This window comes from Aquidulcibacter sp. (assembly GCF_049239865.1).
In the GTDB taxonomy this organism is placed as follows: Bacteria; Pseudomonadota; Alphaproteobacteria; order Caulobacterales; family Aquidulcibacteraceae; genus Aquidulcibacter.
Genome location: NZ_JBMLTR010000144.1, coordinates 12,457 through 28,986 on the forward strand (window position 1 = coordinate 12,457; position 16,530 = coordinate 28,986).

Below are 16,530 nucleotides of genomic sequence, written 5' to 3' on the forward strand. Positions count from 1 at the left end.
CCCTTAGCCAATCAAGTGCTCTTCTTCGTGGACGGCATGGAGGCGGGCATAAGCACCTTCTGGGATAGCCAAGAGGGCTTGGTGATGGCCTTGCTCGATGATCTTGCCGCGCTCAAACACCAAAATCCGATCCACATCCTTGATGGTCGAGAGGCGGTGCGCCACGATGATTGTGGTGCGATCAACCATGAGATCAGCCATAGCCGCTTGGATTAATCGCTCGGTCACGGTGTCGAGGCTGGAGGTTGCTTCGTCGAAGATAACAATGTTGGCGTCGGCCAAAAAGGCGCGGGCTATGGCAACCCGCTGACGCTCACCGCCAGAAAGCTTCACGCCGCGCTCTCCGACCAAGGTCTGATAGCCCTCTGGCAAAGCTACAATGAAGTCATGGGCGTAAGCGCGCTTGGCCGCCGCCACAATGGCTTCCATCGGCGCGTCGGGGTGCGCATAGGCGATATTGTCGGCGAGGCTGCGATGAAACAGGATCGGCTCTTGCGGCACAATCGAAATTGCTCGCCGCAAGCTGGCTTGTCGGACTTGGGCAATGTCTTGGGCGTCGATCCAAATGGTTCCGGACTTCAGGTCATAGAGGCGTTGGATCAGCTTAACGAAGGTAGATTTGCCAGAGCCAGATGGGCCGACAAGCGCAATCTTTTCACCCGGCGCGATCCGAAGGTCCAAATTCTGGTACAGGGACGCTTTGCCGGTCTCCGTGCCGGGATACTTGAATTGCACTTGGTCGAAGATGATCTCGCCCAAACCGGGCTGAAAGTCTGGGGCTTGATCGACATCTTCAACGCCAAGCGGTGCACGGTCAAATTCGATGATATCGGCCAGCTCTGCGCTTGCACGTTGCAGCATCCGGATATGATCTCCGACTTTGCGTAGGCTGCCGCCTAATTGGAAATTGGCGGTGATGACAAAGGCGACGTCACCCGGCGTGGCCTGCCCTCGCGTGGAGAGGCCGATCAACAAAACCAACATGGCGGCCTGCAGGGTTAGCCACAAGAAGTGTTGAACTAGGCCCATGTCCAAGGCCTTGCGCCACGAGACGACGGCGAGGGATCGCCACGTGCCAGTGACCTTTTCAAAGCGCTCGGTTTCGCGCGCTTCTGCTCCAAACGCTTTGACAGCATTATTGTTGGAGACGGCGTCGGCGACCGCAGCGCCAATGCGTGAGTCTGCTGCTGCGGCTAAAACATTGGCTGGGCGCACATAGTGGATGGCGATCACGAATGAGGCCACCACATAGATTGCCACCATCACGAGAAACACGATCCCCACGACGGGAAAGCGAACCAACATCACGCCAGCAAGACCCAAGATCACCAAGCCTAGGGGCAGAAATTGTTGCCACAGAATGTCGGAAATATGCTCGTATAACCAGCGGCCGCGCGTGAGCTTGTGGACAGTCGCGCCGGCAAAGGTATTCGCATGCCAATCTGAAGAGAAGTGCTGAATTCGCGCGAACCCGTCTTCAATGACTTTGGCCATACAGCGTGCGGCAGCCCGATGATAAACGCGGGTCGAAACATTGCCCAGCACATAATAGAGGGCGGAAATCCCGGTCATAATCGCGACAGCTCTGAGTGCGGCGTGCCCAGCGTTTTGGTCGGTCAGTCCTCCCGCAGCAGCCTTGGTGAGCGTGTCAACTAAATGGCCAGCGGAGAGGGGGATACAAACTTCTGCAACCACCATCGCGAGGGTTAGCACGATGACAACGGATAACAATGGTCTCTCTTGCCGCCAATATCGGGCACAGAATCCAATGGTTTCGCGCCATGAGTGGCGCGCCTGATTACTTTGTTGGGACATGGGGCTTGCTTATGGGGCTTGCGCGACACGCCCATGACATGACCAAGTAAAATCACTCCCTAACCGAGGGATTTGTGGCAGAGCTTTTTTAGGGCGACGGGTGCGAAACTGTATCAGCCGACCCGCACACCCCCGGTCCAGACACCGCGCACAAGGGCGTGGCCATCTACCACTTTCACTCGGACGACATCGGCACGTTTTCCGACTTCCAGTGTTCCGCGGTCATTTAGGCCAACGGCTCGGGCAGGCAGTCCGGTTACCGTATCTACCGCTCGTTCGATCGGCCATTGCCACGGGCCAGCTGCCAAGGCAAAGGCGCATTCAATTAAGCTTCGGGGAACATAATCAGAGGCAAAACCAATCGGCAGACCTGCGGCGATCAAGTCTTTGGCGGGCACATTGCCGGAGTAAGAGCCACCCCGGATCAGATTGGGCCCGCCCATCACAATATGCATCCCACGGGCTTGGGCCGCTTGAGCGGCTTCCATCGTTACGGGGAATTCTGCAATGGTCGCGCCAAGATCTGCCGCCTCATCAATATGGGCCACCGATTCATCGTCATGGCTGGCGATCGGCACGCCACGAGCTTTGGCGACTTCTACCACAAGACGCCGGTTCGCGGCATCATGACGGGCGACATTAGCCCGACGCTCGGCCAGCCTGTCTTCGATCGCAGCTTCGGTTAGCCCTTCACGTCGCCACATATCCAGGAATTTATCGATGTTGCGATATTGGCGCTGGCCCGGTGTGTGATCCATCAAGGAGAACAAGCCGGTCAAAGGGGCATCGGCAAAGTCAGGAAGCCATTCAGCCATCACATCTGATGGCGCTTCACAGCGCCAATGCAGGCGGTGGGTTGCTTTCAAAAGTCGTTTGTCATGCGCTTCATGTAACGCATCAGTCAGGCGGATCAAATTGTCGGGCGTACGGGCTGACCCAGCGCCAAAAGAGCCTATCGATAGGGAATCAAAAACGGTCGTCACGCCGACGCTAATGCATAGGCCGTCGTGGACCACAGCGGCGGAAACTGGGTTCCAATCAATGTTGGCCCGCGGGAAGAAGTGACGCTCCAAATTGTCGGTATGAATATCAATAATGCCAGGAATCAACCAATCCCCATCACAATCCTCGCCATGCTGGCTTGGACCTTCCACGATGTCTGCGATTTCCGTGCCTTTAAAAGAAAGGCTTCCTTGGACTACCCCAGTGGGCGTTACGATTTTGGCTTGAGAAAGTTGGATGGTCACAGTCAGCTCACTACAGTTAGGGGTGGGGGAGGAAATTTGTGAGTGTTTAGTCGAAGGCAGGGAGCCGTTCGTTTTCGATGGTGATTTCAACCCGATCAGAGGCCATTCTGGCTTCGCCATATTCGAGAGGGCGGCCCAGACCATCTACATTCCAAGCATGGGTCACCAGCAATGGAATGTGTCGCGGAACATTGAGGAGCTGGGTTTCTTGCGTGGTCGGTAAGCGCGAACTGATCTTGGTGCGCAGGCGCGTATAATCGGGCACACCGCAATCAATCAGGGTTTGCGTAATCGACTTTGATCGCGCGTAAAACACTGCAAATGTCGGGAAGCGTTCAAAGGCGAACCAATGTCTGGCGACCGAAATGACTTGCCCATTGGCAAACCCTACACGTTCAAGAAAGATCGTCGGTGAGCCACCTTTAAGTCCAAGTGCTGCTGCAACATGGGGTTCTGCTGGGCGAGTGTCCAAGGTCAATGTCTTGGTTTCTGGGTTGGCGGCTTGTTCTTGCAAACCTGCAGAAAAACGCGTTCGCTTTCCGATTCCGTAGATCAAAGTTGGTCGCCGTACAAAACTTCCTCGCCCTTGGGTCGATTCGACCAAGCCTTTCGATTGCAGATGCGCCAGCGCGCGTCGAGTCGTGTGACGATTTGTCGAAAACCGTTCACAAATCTGCAGCTCAGTTGGCAATTTGTCGCCCGGCACCAACCGACGCTCGGAAATTTCTACTTCGAGCCATTGGACAATTGCACGCCAATTTGTTGTCGTTTGGCCTTTTTCATCAATAACAATTGACATTTTACTGCCTTTTTACATTGAGTACAACAAATTTATATTATGTCACAGCAATGACACAATAAATCTGTTGAATTTATACTAGTATACCGATAGCATAATGCAAGTCCTAATTCAATCAATTCAAAAGTTGTTCGCTATGACCCAATCGTACACAGACGAATTTGTTGACAATTCCCAGTTGGCCGGCACGCCCCGTCAAAGCTGGTTGTCGACTTTGGCAAAGGCCCCGGCGTCAGAGGTTTTAAGACTTTGGGAGGGCTTGGTTGCGCCAAAAAGCCAAGTTCTTCGCCCCGCTGAAACCGGCATGGTGATGGTGCGTGGTCGCACAGGCGGCGCAGGCAATCCGTTTAACCTTGGCGAGATGACGGTCACGCGCTGTGCGATCCGTTTGGCTACCGGGGAAACCGGCATCGGCTATGTGGCCGGTCGAGATAAGGCGCATGCCTATGTCGCAGCCGTTGCTGACGCGATGATGCAATCTTCCGTCTGGCACGACCAAGTTCGCGACGGTCTGATTGAACCCTTGCAGCAGGCCTCTGATGCACGACGCGATGTCCTAAGCCGGAAGGCAAAGGCCACGCAGGTTGAGTTTTTCACCATGGTTCGAGACCGGAAGGCCTAGATATGAATGCCCCTCTAAATCTTGCTGAATTGCGCCCCGGCTTTTTTGAGCCCGTCCGTGACAGCCAAAGTGTTTTTCGTGCGCTCCTGACCGCCACAGCCCAACCCGGGACCCAGGTAGAGCTTGGCAAAGCTTTGACGCCACCGGTCGGTCTCAATCAGACAGCGGCAGCCGTGCTGTTAACTTTGGCGGATCAAGATACCTTGGTTTGGCTAGAGCCAAGCTTGCGCGGTGGTGCGGTCGAGAGTTGGCTTCGGTTCCACACATCTTGTCCATTGACCGAGCGAGCAGAAGAAGCTGCTTTTGCCGTCGTGTCTAATACGGCGCTTGCGCCGCAACTTCTGTCAGCTTTCAATCAAGGCGACGCCAAATATCCAGACTTGGCGACCACAGTGCTTGTGATGGTCCAAAATCTTGAGACAGGCGGGAAATTGGTTCTCGAGGGACCCGGGATTGAGACGGTCGCAGAAATCGCCCCGCAAGGCGTCCCAGATTTCTTTTGGTCAGAGCGCGCCGAATTAGTGGCTCACTTTCAATTTGGGATCGACGTGATGCTGTGTGCTGAGGCTACGCTTGTATCGATCCCGCGTACCACCCGCATTCAGATTAAAGGGGAATAAGCATGGCTTATGTGGCTGTTAAGGGCGGCGAGCGCGCGATCACCAACGCGCACGCCTGGCTGGGCGAAGTGCGTCGTGGCGATGTCGCTGTTCCTGAGTTGAGCGTCGCACAAATTCGCGAACAAATGGGTTTGGCGGTTGATCGTGTGATGGCCGAAGGCTCTTGCTACGATCCTGATCTGGCCGCTTTGGCCATCAAGCAAGCGCGCGGCGATCTCCCGGAAGCTATTTTCTTGCTGCGGGCTTATCGCACAACTCTGCCACGTTTTGGCGCGTCGACCCCGATTGAGACGGCGGACATGGCCGTGCAGCGCCGGGTATCTGCGGCATTCAAGGACATTCCAGGTGGGCAGGTCCTAGGGCCAACGTTTGATTATACCCACCGTCTATTGGACTTTAAGCTGGCGGCTGATGGCGGCCATGACGTCCCGCCGGCACAAGTTGCCGAAGAGCTCATGCCAACGCAATTGGCGACAATTGCGCAAGTCTTTGCGCATGAAGGCTTGTTAGAGGCCGATCCAGTCGCGGAGACCGACACGCCGCCCTATGATCTGACCCGCGAGCCGATGGCCTTTCCAGCCGACCGCGATCAACGCCTGCAGGCCCTTGCACGCGGCGATGAAGGTTTCCTCTTGAGCCTTGCTTACTCCAGCCAACGTGGCTGGGGTTCAACCCACCCCTTGTGCGGCGAGATCCGGATGGGTGAAGTCAGTGTCGGCTTTACGCCTGATGAGCTGGGCTTTGAAATTGAGCTGGCCGATTTGCCGATGACGGAGTGCATCATGCTGTCAGGGTTTGCAGGCTCTGCCGAGCAAGCACCGCAATACACGCGCGGCTATGGTCTCACTTTTGGCCACAACGAACGCAAAGCGATGAGCATGTCGATTGTCGACCGCGCGCTTCGCGGCCGTGAGTTGGGCGAAGAGGGCCAAGCGCCCTGTCAGGATGAAGAGTTTGTGCTCTATCACTCCGACGTGGTGGAAGCTTCGGGCTTTGTTCAACACCTCAAGCTGCCACATTACGTCGACTTCCAGGCTGACCTTCAATTCCTGCGTCGTCTACGTCGGGAGTTCTTTGACGCCAAAGCAAAGGCTTTGGCAGAGCAGGCAGAGCACATGAAGGAGGCCGCAGAATGACCGCCACCGAAGCATATTCGCGCCCCAACGCGGCACCAGAAGACCGCTATTACACCTATGCTTATCTGGATGAGCAGACCAAGCGGATGATCCGCCGTGCCATCTTGAAGGCCTTGGCAATCCCTGGCTATCAAGTCCCCTTCGGCTCGCGCGAGATGCCCGTCCCCTACGGTTGGGGTACGGGCGGCATTCAGTTGACTGCAGCCATCATTGGCCCAGAAGACGTTTATAAGTGCATCGACCAAGGGGCTGATGATACCACCAATGCGGTCTCTATTCGTCGGTTCTTTGCCACTGTGGCCGATGTTGCCACAACCGAAGACACCCGCGAAGCGACGATCATTCAGTCGCGCCACCGGATTCCCGAGCAGCCCTTGGCCGATGGCCAAATCATGGTGTTCCAAGTTCCCCAGCCAGAGCCTCTGCGCGGCCTAGAACCACGAGAAACCGAGACGCGCGCCATGCATGCCTATGGTGAGTATGGCCTGCAATATGTCTCACTCTATGAGAATATATCCGCCTACGGACGGATTGCTGCAACGGCAGGTTATCCTGTGATGATTGATGAGCGCTATTTGATGAGCCCTTCACCCATTCCCAAGTTTGACAATCCCAAAATGCACATGAACCCAGCGATCCTATTGTTTGGCGCGGGTCGTGAGAAGCGGATTTACGCGGTCCCACCATTCACACGGGTGCGCAGTTTGGACTTTGAAGATTATCCGTTTGAGACACAAAGTTGGGACGAAGTTTGTGCCCTATGCGGCGCCAATGATTCCTATCTGGACGAGGTGGTTCTCGACGATCAGGGACAGCACATGTTCGTCTGTTCCGACAGCCACTATTGCGCAGACCGCCGTGCCAAAGGCCATGCAGGCCCCATGGCAGGACACGCGCTTGCCCACATTGAGACCGAAATCGCGGCAGAGGAAGCATAGCCATGACTGACATCTTGGATCGGCCCGCTTCTACAAATTCTGATGGTCGTGCAGAGCCTCTGCTGCGCGTCTCTCATTTGACCAAATATTATGGTCATGTCGCTGGGTGCCTCGACATTAGCTTTGAGATGAGACCTGGGGAAGTTCTTGGCATTGTTGGCGAGAGCGGTTCGGGTAAAACGACTCTTCTCAATTGCATTTCCGGCAAGCTGGCCCCCACTTCAGGGTCCATTGCCTTCAACTCACGTCGTCATGGCTTGGTGGACATCTATGATTTGTCAGAGCCAGATCGACGCCGCATGCAGCGCGAAGATTGGGGCTTTGTGCACCAGAATCCTCGTGACGGCCTCAGAATGCGTGTTTCGGGTGGTGCCAATGTCGCTGAGCCATTGATGAACCTCGGTCGCCGCCATTATGGCGACATGCGGCAAGCAACCATGGACTGGTTGAGCCGCGTTGAACTTGATTTGGGTCGCGTTGACGATAAGCCGCGGAACTTTTCTGGCGGCATGCAACAACGCATTCAGATTGCCCGCAATCTAATTCATAACCCCCGCCTTGTGTTTATGGATGAGCCGACCGGCGGGCTAGATGTTTCCGTTCAGGCGCGTTTGCTTGATCTATTGCGCGAGTTGGTGCGGGACCTTGGACTGGCTGCCATCATTGTGACGCATGATATGGCCGTTGCCCGCCTCATGGCAGATCGCTTGATGGTGATGAAAGGCGGTCATGTCGTGGAGACTGGCCTAGCCGATCAAGTGCTCGACGACCCGCAGCATCCCTATACCCAATTATTGGTCTCAAGCGTGCTGCAAATCTAAAGCACCCTTGTTCCATCCTCTTTAGCCTTTGTTTGAAGCGATCCTCCCATGACCCAAGAAGCAGCTATCCGCGTCGATGATCTCAGCAAGATTTTCACCCTGCACAATCAAGGTGCGACGTCGATTGGCGTCTTTGAGGCGCTCAAGCTGGAAGTGATGCCTGGCGAATGTGTTGTCTTGGCGGGTGAATCCGGCGTCGGGAAGTCGACCCTAATGCGAACCATTTATGGCAATTACTTGCCAACCTCGGGCGGGGTTTACGTAAGCCATGACGGCGTGCCCGTGGATATCACCAAGGCACCGCCGCATCAGGTGCTGGAGATCAGACGGCGGACTTTAGGCTATGTCAGTCAGTTCCTACGCGTGATCCCGCGTGTTTCAACGCTGGATCTCGTCGTTGAGCCGTTGCTTGAAAATGGTGTCGAACTGGAAGAAGCACGCGAGCGGGCGATCACCCTTCTGCAGGCTTTGCGTTTGCCAGAAGCACATTGGGAACTGCCGCCGTCAACTTTCTCTGGCGGAGAGCAACAGCGCGTCAATATCGCACGCAGCTTCATCCGCGAATATCCGGTCCTTCTGTTGGATGAGCCAACGGCTTCCTTGGATGCTGCCAATCGCGCCATCGTCGTAGAACTGATCAATGCGGCTTTGGCTAAAGGTGCCGCCATGGTCGGGATTTTCCATGATCATGATGTCCGTGATGCGGTAGCCACGCGCTTGTTCAATGTCTCAGAATATAAGGCTGCGGCTTAGGTCTCTTTGACGCTATAGTTTTAGGTGGAGGCTTTTATGCGTACCAGCTTGTTCTCGAAACGCGTCGTCGCACCCGAAGGAGTCGTGGCCGCTCAGGTTGAAATTGATGATGGTCACATTGTCGCGATTGTCCCAAGCGAAATGCGTTCTTCGTCGGACGCGCACGATTTAGGCGATGACTTTCTCATCCCTGGTCTGGTCGACATTCATACGGACAATCTGGAAAAGCATTATCAGCCGCGCCCGGGTGCGCATTGGGATAGTCTCGGGGCGGCTTTAGCCCATGATGGCCAATGCATCATGGCGGGTATTACGACCGTCTTTGACAGTCTCAGTCTGCATGGCCGCAAGGACGGCCTCGACCGCAAAGAGGCTTTGGCCCCGATGATTGCGGCAATGGATCAAGCGGGCGCGGAGGGTCTGCTGCGCGCGGAGCATTTGTTGCATTTGCGCTGTGAGATCACGAACCCTGAGCTGTTGAGTTTGGTGGAACCCCATCTCGACAATCCCCGGCTCAAGCTGCTTTCGGTTATGGATCATACCCCCGGCCAACGCCAGACGGCTGACCTCAATCGCTTTAAGGAGCGGATGGAGAAAGCCGGTACTGGGCGTCAAGAATTGGACGCTATGTTGGCCGAACAGACGGATTGGCGTGATCAGACAGTGGCTCCCAAAAACCGCGAGACCATTGTGGCCTTGGCCCGTGAGTTCGGCATTGCCCTAATGAGCCATGATGATGCAACGATAGAACATGTTGAGGAAAGCCATCAGGATGGCTGTGTCGCGGCCGAGTTCCCGGTGAGCCTTGTTGCTGCCCAACGCGCGCGCGAGCTTGGCCTACTGAATGTGATGGGTGGCCCAAATTTTGTGCGCGGTGCTTCTCATTCGGGTAATTTGAGTGCGCAAGCCTGTGCGGCGGCCGGTCTATTGGATATTCTGTCATCAGACTATGTGCTATTGTCGATGATCCGTGCGGCCTTTATGTTGGTAGAGGCTCCCTTCAATTGGCCGATCCAGCGCGCCATCGACACGGTCGCTAAGAATCCCGCCCATGTGTGTGGCCTGACCGATCGCGGCGAGATTAAAGTGGGGCAACGAGCTGATATGGTTCGGGTCTATCTTTCGCCAACGGGTTGGCCCATTGTCCGCGCGGTTTGGCGTGAAGGACAAGCAGTGGGATGATCCCCCGATACGCGATTTATTATGCGCCGCGAGAGGTGCACCCTTTGAGCCAGATGGCGTCTGCTTGGCTCGGGCGTGATGCGTTCACCAACACAGTCTGTGATCGACCAGTTCTTGAAGGCCTAGATGGGATCAACCTCGACCAATTGACGCAAGACGCGCGTCACTATGGCTTCCACGCGACGCTGAAAGCCCCTTTTGAATTGCACCCTGAGCAAGACGAGGCGGGCCTTTTGTTAGCCTTTAAAGCGCTCACCACCCGCCATGCACCCTTTCAAGCGGATATACAGGTCGCGGCTCTGGGACCATTTTTGGCCTTTGTGCTGGCAATGGACTCGCCGCAGATGCAGGCGCTGCACACGGATTGTGTGGTCGCGCTTGATGGCTTCCGCGCACCATTGAGCGAATTTGATCTCAAGCGTCGCCTACATTCGGGCATTAGTCAGCGGCATGAAAGCCAATTACGGGAATTTGGCTATCCCTATATTTTTGATGACTTTCGCTTTCACATGACCTTGACCGAGCGCATTCCCGATCAAGCGCGACGAGCACAGGTCTTGGCGGTCTTACAAGACCATTTCCAAGCCTTTGCTGGCCCACATAAGTTCGAAACCTTGGCAGTCTTCAAGCAAGGGGCGCGCGATGAGCCATTCACCATCTTGGATCTGCAAAGCCTTACAGGACCCAGCCTTTAGCCGCCCATGACTTTGGTGCGAATGTTCAATTGACCGGCAAGGCCTGCCATCCGATGGACTTCGATGGCTTGATAGTCGGGCGATTGCACCATCGCCAACATGGCTGCGCGGGAGGGATATTCGGCAATCGCCACCATGTCCCAAAGCTCTTCCACTTGGCCCAACATTAGATCGGTGACCATGCCCGAAAAGCGCGTTTTGCCGCCAACGGCTTCGACGCACGCCACAACGGCCATACCATAGCGCATATAGGCTTCACGGCCCGTCAATTCAGGCTCTGACCCGTCTGGATAGGTCGCCTTCTCCTTGAACTTCAACAGATTGACCATGCAGAATGGCCCATCTTCCTCACCACCAAAAAAGGCTGTTGCGCGTTCTGGGCTTGGAAAAACTTCATTGGTCACATTCATCGGGTCACTACTTTCATAATCGAGGCGACAAAACCTTGCGGGTCATCTTCTTGGATGAAGTGGCCCCCATGCAAGGTCGTATGGGGTTGATTGGCCGTACCGGGTACGCGGCCAACGAACAATCGCTGCCCGCCGCGTGTAACTGGATCGCCGTCGCTAAAACAGCAGAGGAAGGGCTTTTCCCAGGTGTCCAAAACCTTCCAAGCTTTCAGTTGGTCTGGCACCGCAACATTGTCGCCAATGGGCACAAAGGACGGGAAGATGCGCGCGCCTGCCTTATAGCGTGCGTTCGGGAATGGAGCGTCATAAGCCGCGATCTCGGCAGGCGACAGCTTCCGTTTGGTGCCCCCCTGAACAATTTTGCCGATCGGGAAGACTGGGCTGAATTGTGAGAAGGCGCGCCATATCTTGAAGGCAGCGGGGCCACTTTGACCAGCAGGAAGACCACCGTTCGACAGCACCACAGCGGAAAAGCGATCTGGCATCTCGGCCAATAGTCGAAGGCCGATCAAAGACCCCCAGTCCTGACAGACCAAGGTAATGTTCTTCAGATCCAAGGCCTCAAGCCACAGGCGCATCCAAGCGACATGTTTGGCATAGCTATAATCCTGTTTCGAAGCCAGCTTATCTGAGCGGCCAAAGCCAATCAGGTCTGGTGCCACAGCCCGAAGGCCTTCGGCCACGACAGGCCCGATCATGTGGCGATACAAATAGCTCCATGTTGGCTCGCCATGCAGCATCAGAACGACCGGGGCGTCGCGCGGACCTTCATCGACATAATGGACGCGCATGGGCGTCTGGGTTTCTGGGTCCTTGATGGTCAAATAGCGGGGCAAGAAGTCAAACCCCTCAACCGCCTCAAATGCCGCATCTGGCGTACGTAAAACCTTCAAGCTCACTCTCCCCTGGCCCCTCTCAATTATTGACACTTAACGTGTCATATTTCAACCGAGGGGTCAATCAAGTTGTTGATTGTCGGACAGGGCCTTTATCAAAGAAGCGAACGACTACGGACCAGCCCCCCGCCAAAAAGGCGACGCCAAGTGCCAGTGCCAGGTCTGCGCCGCCCAATGGGGCCATCTTAAAGATTTTGGCCAACCACGGCACATAAAGAATGGCGGCCAAGGTCGTCGAAACCAGCAGCGCGACGATCCATAGTAATCTATGACGCCGGTCAAACGGGCTGATGGAAGGCTCATAGCCATCCACAAGTGCAAGGGTCACATTGCCTGTCACCAAGCAGACATAGCCCATCGAGCGTGCGGTCGTTTCTGGGATTCCTGTCTCAATCGCCCAGAAATAGAGGCCCAAAACGCCGCCCAGGAGGATTAGGCCTTGAAAACCAGCCCACGCCATTTGGGACAATCCAAACAGAGGTTCACTCAAGGCGCGCGGTGGCTGAACCATAGCCGAAGCTTCGCTCGGCTCGGCTTCGAAAACGAGCGAGGAAATGGGATCAATCATCAACTCCATCACCACAATATGCATGGGGAACAACATCGGGGGCAGTCCCAATAGGATGGGTAGCAAAGCGAGGCCTGCTATGGGGATATGGATCGCCAGCACATAACCAAGGGCCTTTCGCAAATTGGCAAAAATGCGCCGCCCAAGTCGCACGCCAGAGATGATGGAGGCAAAGCTGTCGTCGAGCAAAACCAAGTCAGCCGCCTCGCGCGCCACATCGGTGCCGCGCTGGCCCATCGCGATCCCGACATGAGCGGCTTCTAGGGCTGGTGCGTCATTGACCCCATCGCCCGTCATGGCGACGACATGACCCAAGGCTTGAAAAACCAAGATCAGCTTAAGCTTTGCCTCGGGCCGGACCCGCGCGAAGATCCGTACATGGGCTAGGCGGGCTTGAAGCGCTTCAGGCGATAAATCCTCAATCTCGTGGCCGGTCAGGACGCCCGCGCCAGCATCGAGTCCGGCTGCCTTCGCAATGGCCAAGGCAGTGGCGGTTAAGTCGCCTGTGATCATGGCGATCTGAATGCCCGCTTGGCGGGCTTCAGCTAAGGCCGCTGGCACATCCTCTCGCAAGGGGTCGATGAAGCCCAGCAGACCGACGAATTCAAACGCAACATCTTCAATCTTCAGATCGGTCTTCGTGTCTGTCCTCGCCTGAGCGCAGGCCAAAACCCGCAGGCCAGAAGAGGCCATGGCCTCCAATTCAGCTACGATGCGTGCCCGGGCCTCTGGTGGAAGATCGGGGCACAGATGCAGCACGGCCTCTGGAGCGCCTTTCGTTGCCCAGATGCGCTGCCCTTCATGCTGCCAGTTTTGGATGACTGCTAATCTTTGCGGGGCGAGTGGGCTGACACTCTTGAGCGCAAAATCATTGAGCTCTACTGCCCCAGACGTTTGGGCATTGGCTGCTGCGTGGATGGCTTTATCCATCGGATCGATCGGGTGAACCGCACTGGCCAAAGTGCTAACCTGCAGGACCTCTGCATGATTGGTTTCATCAAGGGACCAGACACGATCAACTCGCATTTGGTTCTGGGTCAGCGTTCCGGTCTTGTCGACGCACAACAGCGTAATGGCACCCAAAGTCTCGACCACCGCTGCGCGACGTACGAGTACGTGGTGTTGCGCCAGACGTTGCGAGCCCATCGCCAAAAACACTGCGAGCACGAGCGGAAACTCTTCGGGCAAGAGGGCGATGGCCGCGGTGAGGCCCGCCAGTCCGCCAGCCAACCAGTCGCCGCGCAAAAGTCCGTAGGCTGCGACAATGGCGAGGCAAACGACGAGCGCGCCTAAGCTCAGCCAAATCACCAAACGGCCTGTGCTGACTTGAAGGGGTGTTTGCTCAATCTCGCCTGAAAGTGCTGTCCCGATCATGCCGATCTGGGTGTTGCCGCCGGTCTGGGTTACAACGGCCAACCCTTCGCCGCTGACGACCAAGGAACCGGCAAAAAGCGAGACATCCTGCCCCAAGGTTTTGCTGGCAGGCGCTGATTCTCCGGTCAGGACGGCTTCATCCATCATCAGCAAATGGTCTGAGACGAGGTCCGCATCGGCTGGGAAGCGTTCTCCGGCATTGGGGATGATCACATCACCGGGCACCAATTGATCGGCTGGCAGCAGGCGTGTTTGACCGTCGCGGATCACATGCGCATGGGGTGCCGCCAAGTCGCGCAAGGCATGTAGCGCGCGCTCGGACCGCGCATCTTGAAAGACGACAAGGCCCATAGAGACGCTCGCCGCAAGGACCAGAAACGCCCCTTCGGCTAGGTCGCCAACCATGAGATAGAGTGCTGCAGCCGACAGCATGAACAGAAACATCGGTTCTTTAAGGGTGCCAAAAATAATCCGCAGGACAGAGCGATCCTTGACGACAGCCAGACTATTGGGCCCGAATTCCTCTAGCTTCTGGTCGGCTTCTGCTTGGGTTAGGCCTTTAGTCATCGTCTCGCCCTTCGCCTTTTTCACCGGCATGGCCGCCACGATGGCACGACGTGCATTTTGCCGTCATGACGATGCCTTCTTCGGCATGTTTCTGCTTAAGGCGCGCGGGCTCATGCGCGTGGCAGGTTGTGCAATTGTATTGGCGATAGTCTTGCCCAACCACGTGGCACGTGGCGCAGGCGACATCATGTGGGCCGGTTAAGGCAAAGAAGCGGCCATGGTCAAAATGGGCAGGCTTCCAGCTTTCTTGGGTATGGCATGAACTGCAATTGCTCTTCATGGCTTGATGAAAAGCAGCCCTTGGTGGCGTGTGGCAACTGACGCAATTGGCCTGAGCGGGCTGGCCGATTAAGGCGTGTGAAAAATGCGGCTGCGCGCTAACCGGTATGATCCTGCCCTTATGTTCGGTATGACAGGTGAGGCAGTCTTGTGTTGTGAGGCGCTTGTGAAAGGACAGCGGGTTGGCCCCAGTTTGGCCTTTAGTCCGGCCAATGTTGGCGACGGCGTGGCAGGTCACACAACGCTCCGCGACGGCACCTTGGAACGGGGCATGGCAGGAGACGCATTGATTATCCAATTTGGCGTGCGCTTGGGTCAGCTTTCCTGGACTGATCATCGCATCTGGCTGGAAATAAATCAGCGTTAAGACAACTGAAAAGGCCAACAGGCCTGCAGTCATCAGCCAAATCCGGGTCACTGAAAGCCCCAATACCAAGTTTCGACGGCAATGTGGGTCAGGGCGAGTAAGGCAAAAGCGCTGGCGATGGGGATATGGACCTGATGCCATTTCCGGATGACGTTTAGGGCCAAACTGGCGGCATGGGTTTGTGTTTCAATGCTGGCTTCAGGGACCAGCTCTTCCCGCAGTCGTGCTTGGGTGGCTGAGAAGCGCTTGCGAACCCGCTGCAGCAGATATTTGCCGGTCAGGCCGCTGCAAACATTGATCAGCATGGCCCAAACGGCAAGCCAAGCCAGCCAAGCATTAAAGTGGATGCCCGCATGCACCAAGATGAAAAGGGAACCAGCCCAAGCCATGATTTCGTGCACGTGGAGCAGTTCCAAGGGCTGGCCAACCGAGATCAGCTTTCGCTTACGTAAAGAATAGCCAAAGGAAAAGATGATCAGCAAGACGCCTGGGATGCCCAATAGCTTCCCGATCCAAACAAGATTTCCAAAGTGGAGTGCAGCATCAAGCGCCAGCGCACTCGCACCCAACAGAGCCAAGGATGCTGCAAACGGCAGGACATCGAAGAAGAAAACATTATCCTTGGCTTGCGCTGACATGGTCTTGGCTAGCCAGCAGACGCAGCTGCAAGATCAAATGTCCGGCGGGCTGGCATCCTAGGGGAGAATGCAAGACTTGATGGGCTAGGTACGTGCCGGCTAGTCGCCAAACTGCCCGTCAGCGCGAGAGATTGTAAGACTGCAGCGCGTTGGATTTTGAACTTGCGCAGGCCCAAAAGATCAATGATCTTCAGGTCCCGCAACTTCGTCATTTCACGGCTGACCGTTTCAAAGGTCATGCCAAGGTGGTCGGCAATGTCGGCCCGCATCATCGGTAAATCAACGAGGAGCTCTCCGCCGACCGATTGGCCCAAGCGTTGACCTAAGCTGGCCAAAAACCACGCAAGCTTTTGTTCGGCGGGGGCAAAGCTGATCATGACGACATGCTCGCTGCCAGGCTCTTGTCCGCCATAGGCGGCGTCAATCACCTTCATGGCCCGTGTAGGCTCTGATTGCAGCATGCGCTGAAGGCCCAAATGCCCCAGTCGCGACACGCGCGACGCACAGGCTGCTTCCGCATCAACCTGTTCTGGCCCATGCGTCCCTAAGCCGAACACGTCGCCCGGATAACAAAAGGACAACACACACCGCCTGCCACCCTCCGTCATCTTTTGCAGGCGGATACAGCCGCTCTCAACTTGATAGATTGCGCCGCTGGGGTCGCCCTCCGAAAAGAAGGGGCGGTTTCGCGGCCGGCTCATAAAGAGATCCAGATCGCTTGTCTGTAAAAGGGGGTTGGCCATGCAATGAGCCTCCATCAAATCTGTTGAGTGCCCCGGAGAGACGCGCGGCTGCCACAGTTT

The 16,530-nt window shown here is 56.0% G+C and carries 17 protein-coding genes; 8 read left to right on the forward strand and 9 right to left on the reverse strand.

Features of this window, described 5'->3' with window-relative positions:
• Positions 1-3: 3 nt before the first annotated feature.
• The 3 genes from ACOVRA_RS10555 to phnF all read right to left on the reverse strand — a co-directional run bounded on the left by ACOVRA_RS10555 (position 4) and on the right by phnF (position 3,861).
• Positions 4-1,731 carry an ABC transporter ATP-binding protein gene (locus ACOVRA_RS10555; protein WP_421720263.1) on the reverse strand — a complete coding sequence of 576 codons (1,728 nt, stop codon included), beginning with the start codon at positions 1,729-1,731 and terminating at the stop codon, positions 4-6.
• A gap of 197 nt (positions 1,732-1,928) precedes the next feature.
• Positions 1,929-3,062, reverse strand: a complete 1,134-nt coding sequence (locus ACOVRA_RS10560) for an alpha-D-ribose 1-methylphosphonate 5-triphosphate diphosphatase (protein WP_292933017.1) — start codon at positions 3,060-3,062, stop codon at positions 1,929-1,931.
• Between the two features lie 46 nt (positions 3,063-3,108).
• Positions 3,109-3,861, reverse strand: coding sequence for a phosphonate metabolism transcriptional regulator PhnF (gene phnF, locus ACOVRA_RS10565; protein WP_292933019.1), 753 nt, complete (start codon positions 3,859-3,861; stop codon positions 3,109-3,111).
• 136 nt (positions 3,862-3,997) lie between these two features.
• Between phnF and phnG the strand changes: the two genes are divergently transcribed.
• Genes phnG through ACOVRA_RS10605 form a run of 8 tightly spaced genes read left to right on the forward strand, consistent with a single transcriptional unit; the run spans position 3,998 to position 10,628 of the window.
• Complete coding sequence (gene phnG, locus ACOVRA_RS10570) at positions 3,998-4,483, forward strand: phosphonate C-P lyase system protein PhnG (protein WP_421720264.1); 486 nt, start codon at positions 3,998-4,000, stop codon at positions 4,481-4,483.
• Between the two features lie 2 nt (positions 4,484-4,485).
• Positions 4,486-5,103 carry a phosphonate C-P lyase system protein PhnH gene (phnH, locus tag ACOVRA_RS10575; RefSeq protein WP_421720265.1) on the forward strand — a complete coding sequence of 206 codons (618 nt, stop codon included), beginning with the start codon at positions 4,486-4,488 and terminating at the stop codon, positions 5,101-5,103.
• Positions 5,104-5,105: 2 nt separating this feature from the next.
• Positions 5,106-6,239, forward strand: coding sequence for a carbon-phosphorus lyase complex subunit PhnI (locus ACOVRA_RS10580; RefSeq protein WP_421720266.1), 1,134 nt, complete (start codon positions 5,106-5,108; stop codon positions 6,237-6,239).
• Entirely contained in the window at positions 6,236-7,177 is a 942-nt protein-coding gene (locus tag ACOVRA_RS10585; RefSeq protein WP_421720267.1) for an alpha-D-ribose 1-methylphosphonate 5-phosphate C-P-lyase PhnJ, read from the forward strand. Before ACOVRA_RS10580 ends, ACOVRA_RS10585 begins: the two co-directional genes overlap by 4 nt.
• A gap of 2 nt (positions 7,178-7,179) precedes the next feature.
• Entirely contained in the window at positions 7,180-7,998 is an 819-nt protein-coding gene (gene phnK, locus ACOVRA_RS10590; RefSeq protein WP_292933029.1) for a phosphonate C-P lyase system protein PhnK, read from the forward strand.
• Between the two features lie 48 nt (positions 7,999-8,046).
• Complete coding sequence (gene phnL, locus ACOVRA_RS10595) at positions 8,047-8,751, forward strand: phosphonate C-P lyase system protein PhnL (RefSeq protein WP_292933031.1); 705 nt, start codon at positions 8,047-8,049, stop codon at positions 8,749-8,751.
• 36 nt (positions 8,752-8,787) lie between these two features.
• On the forward strand, positions 8,788-9,933 hold the full coding sequence (locus ACOVRA_RS10600) for an alpha-D-ribose 1-methylphosphonate 5-triphosphate diphosphatase (protein WP_421720268.1): 1,146 nt from the start codon (positions 8,788-8,790) through the stop codon (positions 9,931-9,933).
• On the forward strand, positions 9,930-10,628 hold the full coding sequence (locus tag ACOVRA_RS10605) for a DUF1045 domain-containing protein (protein WP_421720269.1): 699 nt from the start codon (positions 9,930-9,932) through the stop codon (positions 10,626-10,628). The genes ACOVRA_RS10600 and ACOVRA_RS10605 overlap by 4 nt, the downstream gene beginning before the upstream one ends.
• On the opposite strand, the gene ACOVRA_RS10610 is transcribed toward ACOVRA_RS10605, so the two are convergent.
• The 6 genes from ACOVRA_RS10610 to ACOVRA_RS10635 all read right to left on the reverse strand — a co-directional run bounded on the left by ACOVRA_RS10610 (position 10,625) and on the right by ACOVRA_RS10635 (position 16,428).
• Positions 10,625-11,038: a DUF1330 domain-containing protein gene (locus ACOVRA_RS10610; RefSeq protein WP_292933036.1), complete on the reverse strand. Its 414-nt coding sequence runs from the start codon at positions 11,036-11,038 to the stop codon at positions 10,625-10,627. The genes ACOVRA_RS10605 and ACOVRA_RS10610 overlap by 4 nt on opposite strands.
• Positions 11,035-11,931: a haloalkane dehalogenase gene (locus ACOVRA_RS10615; protein ID WP_421720270.1), complete on the reverse strand. Its 897-nt coding sequence runs from the start codon at positions 11,929-11,931 to the stop codon at positions 11,035-11,037. The genes ACOVRA_RS10610 and ACOVRA_RS10615 overlap by 4 nt, the downstream gene beginning before the upstream one ends.
• A 67-nt stretch (positions 11,932-11,998) precedes the next feature.
• Entirely contained in the window at positions 11,999-14,473 is a 2,475-nt protein-coding gene (locus ACOVRA_RS10620; protein ID WP_421720271.1) for a cation-translocating P-type ATPase, read from the reverse strand.
• Positions 14,436-15,140 carry a cytochrome c3 family protein gene (locus ACOVRA_RS10625; RefSeq protein ID WP_421720272.1) on the reverse strand — a complete coding sequence of 235 codons (705 nt, stop codon included), beginning with the start codon at positions 15,138-15,140 and terminating at the stop codon, positions 14,436-14,438. Before ACOVRA_RS10625 ends, ACOVRA_RS10620 begins: the two co-directional genes overlap by 38 nt.
• Complete coding sequence (locus tag ACOVRA_RS10630) at positions 15,137-15,727, reverse strand: hypothetical protein (RefSeq protein ID WP_421720273.1); 591 nt, start codon at positions 15,725-15,727, stop codon at positions 15,137-15,139. Before ACOVRA_RS10630 ends, ACOVRA_RS10625 begins: the two co-directional genes overlap by 4 nt.
• An 8-nt stretch (positions 15,728-15,735) precedes the next feature.
• Positions 15,736-16,428, reverse strand: a complete 693-nt coding sequence (locus tag ACOVRA_RS10635) for a helix-turn-helix domain-containing protein (RefSeq protein WP_290801577.1) — start codon at positions 16,426-16,428, stop codon at positions 15,736-15,738.
• Between the last annotated feature and the right edge of the window lie 102 nt (positions 16,429-16,530).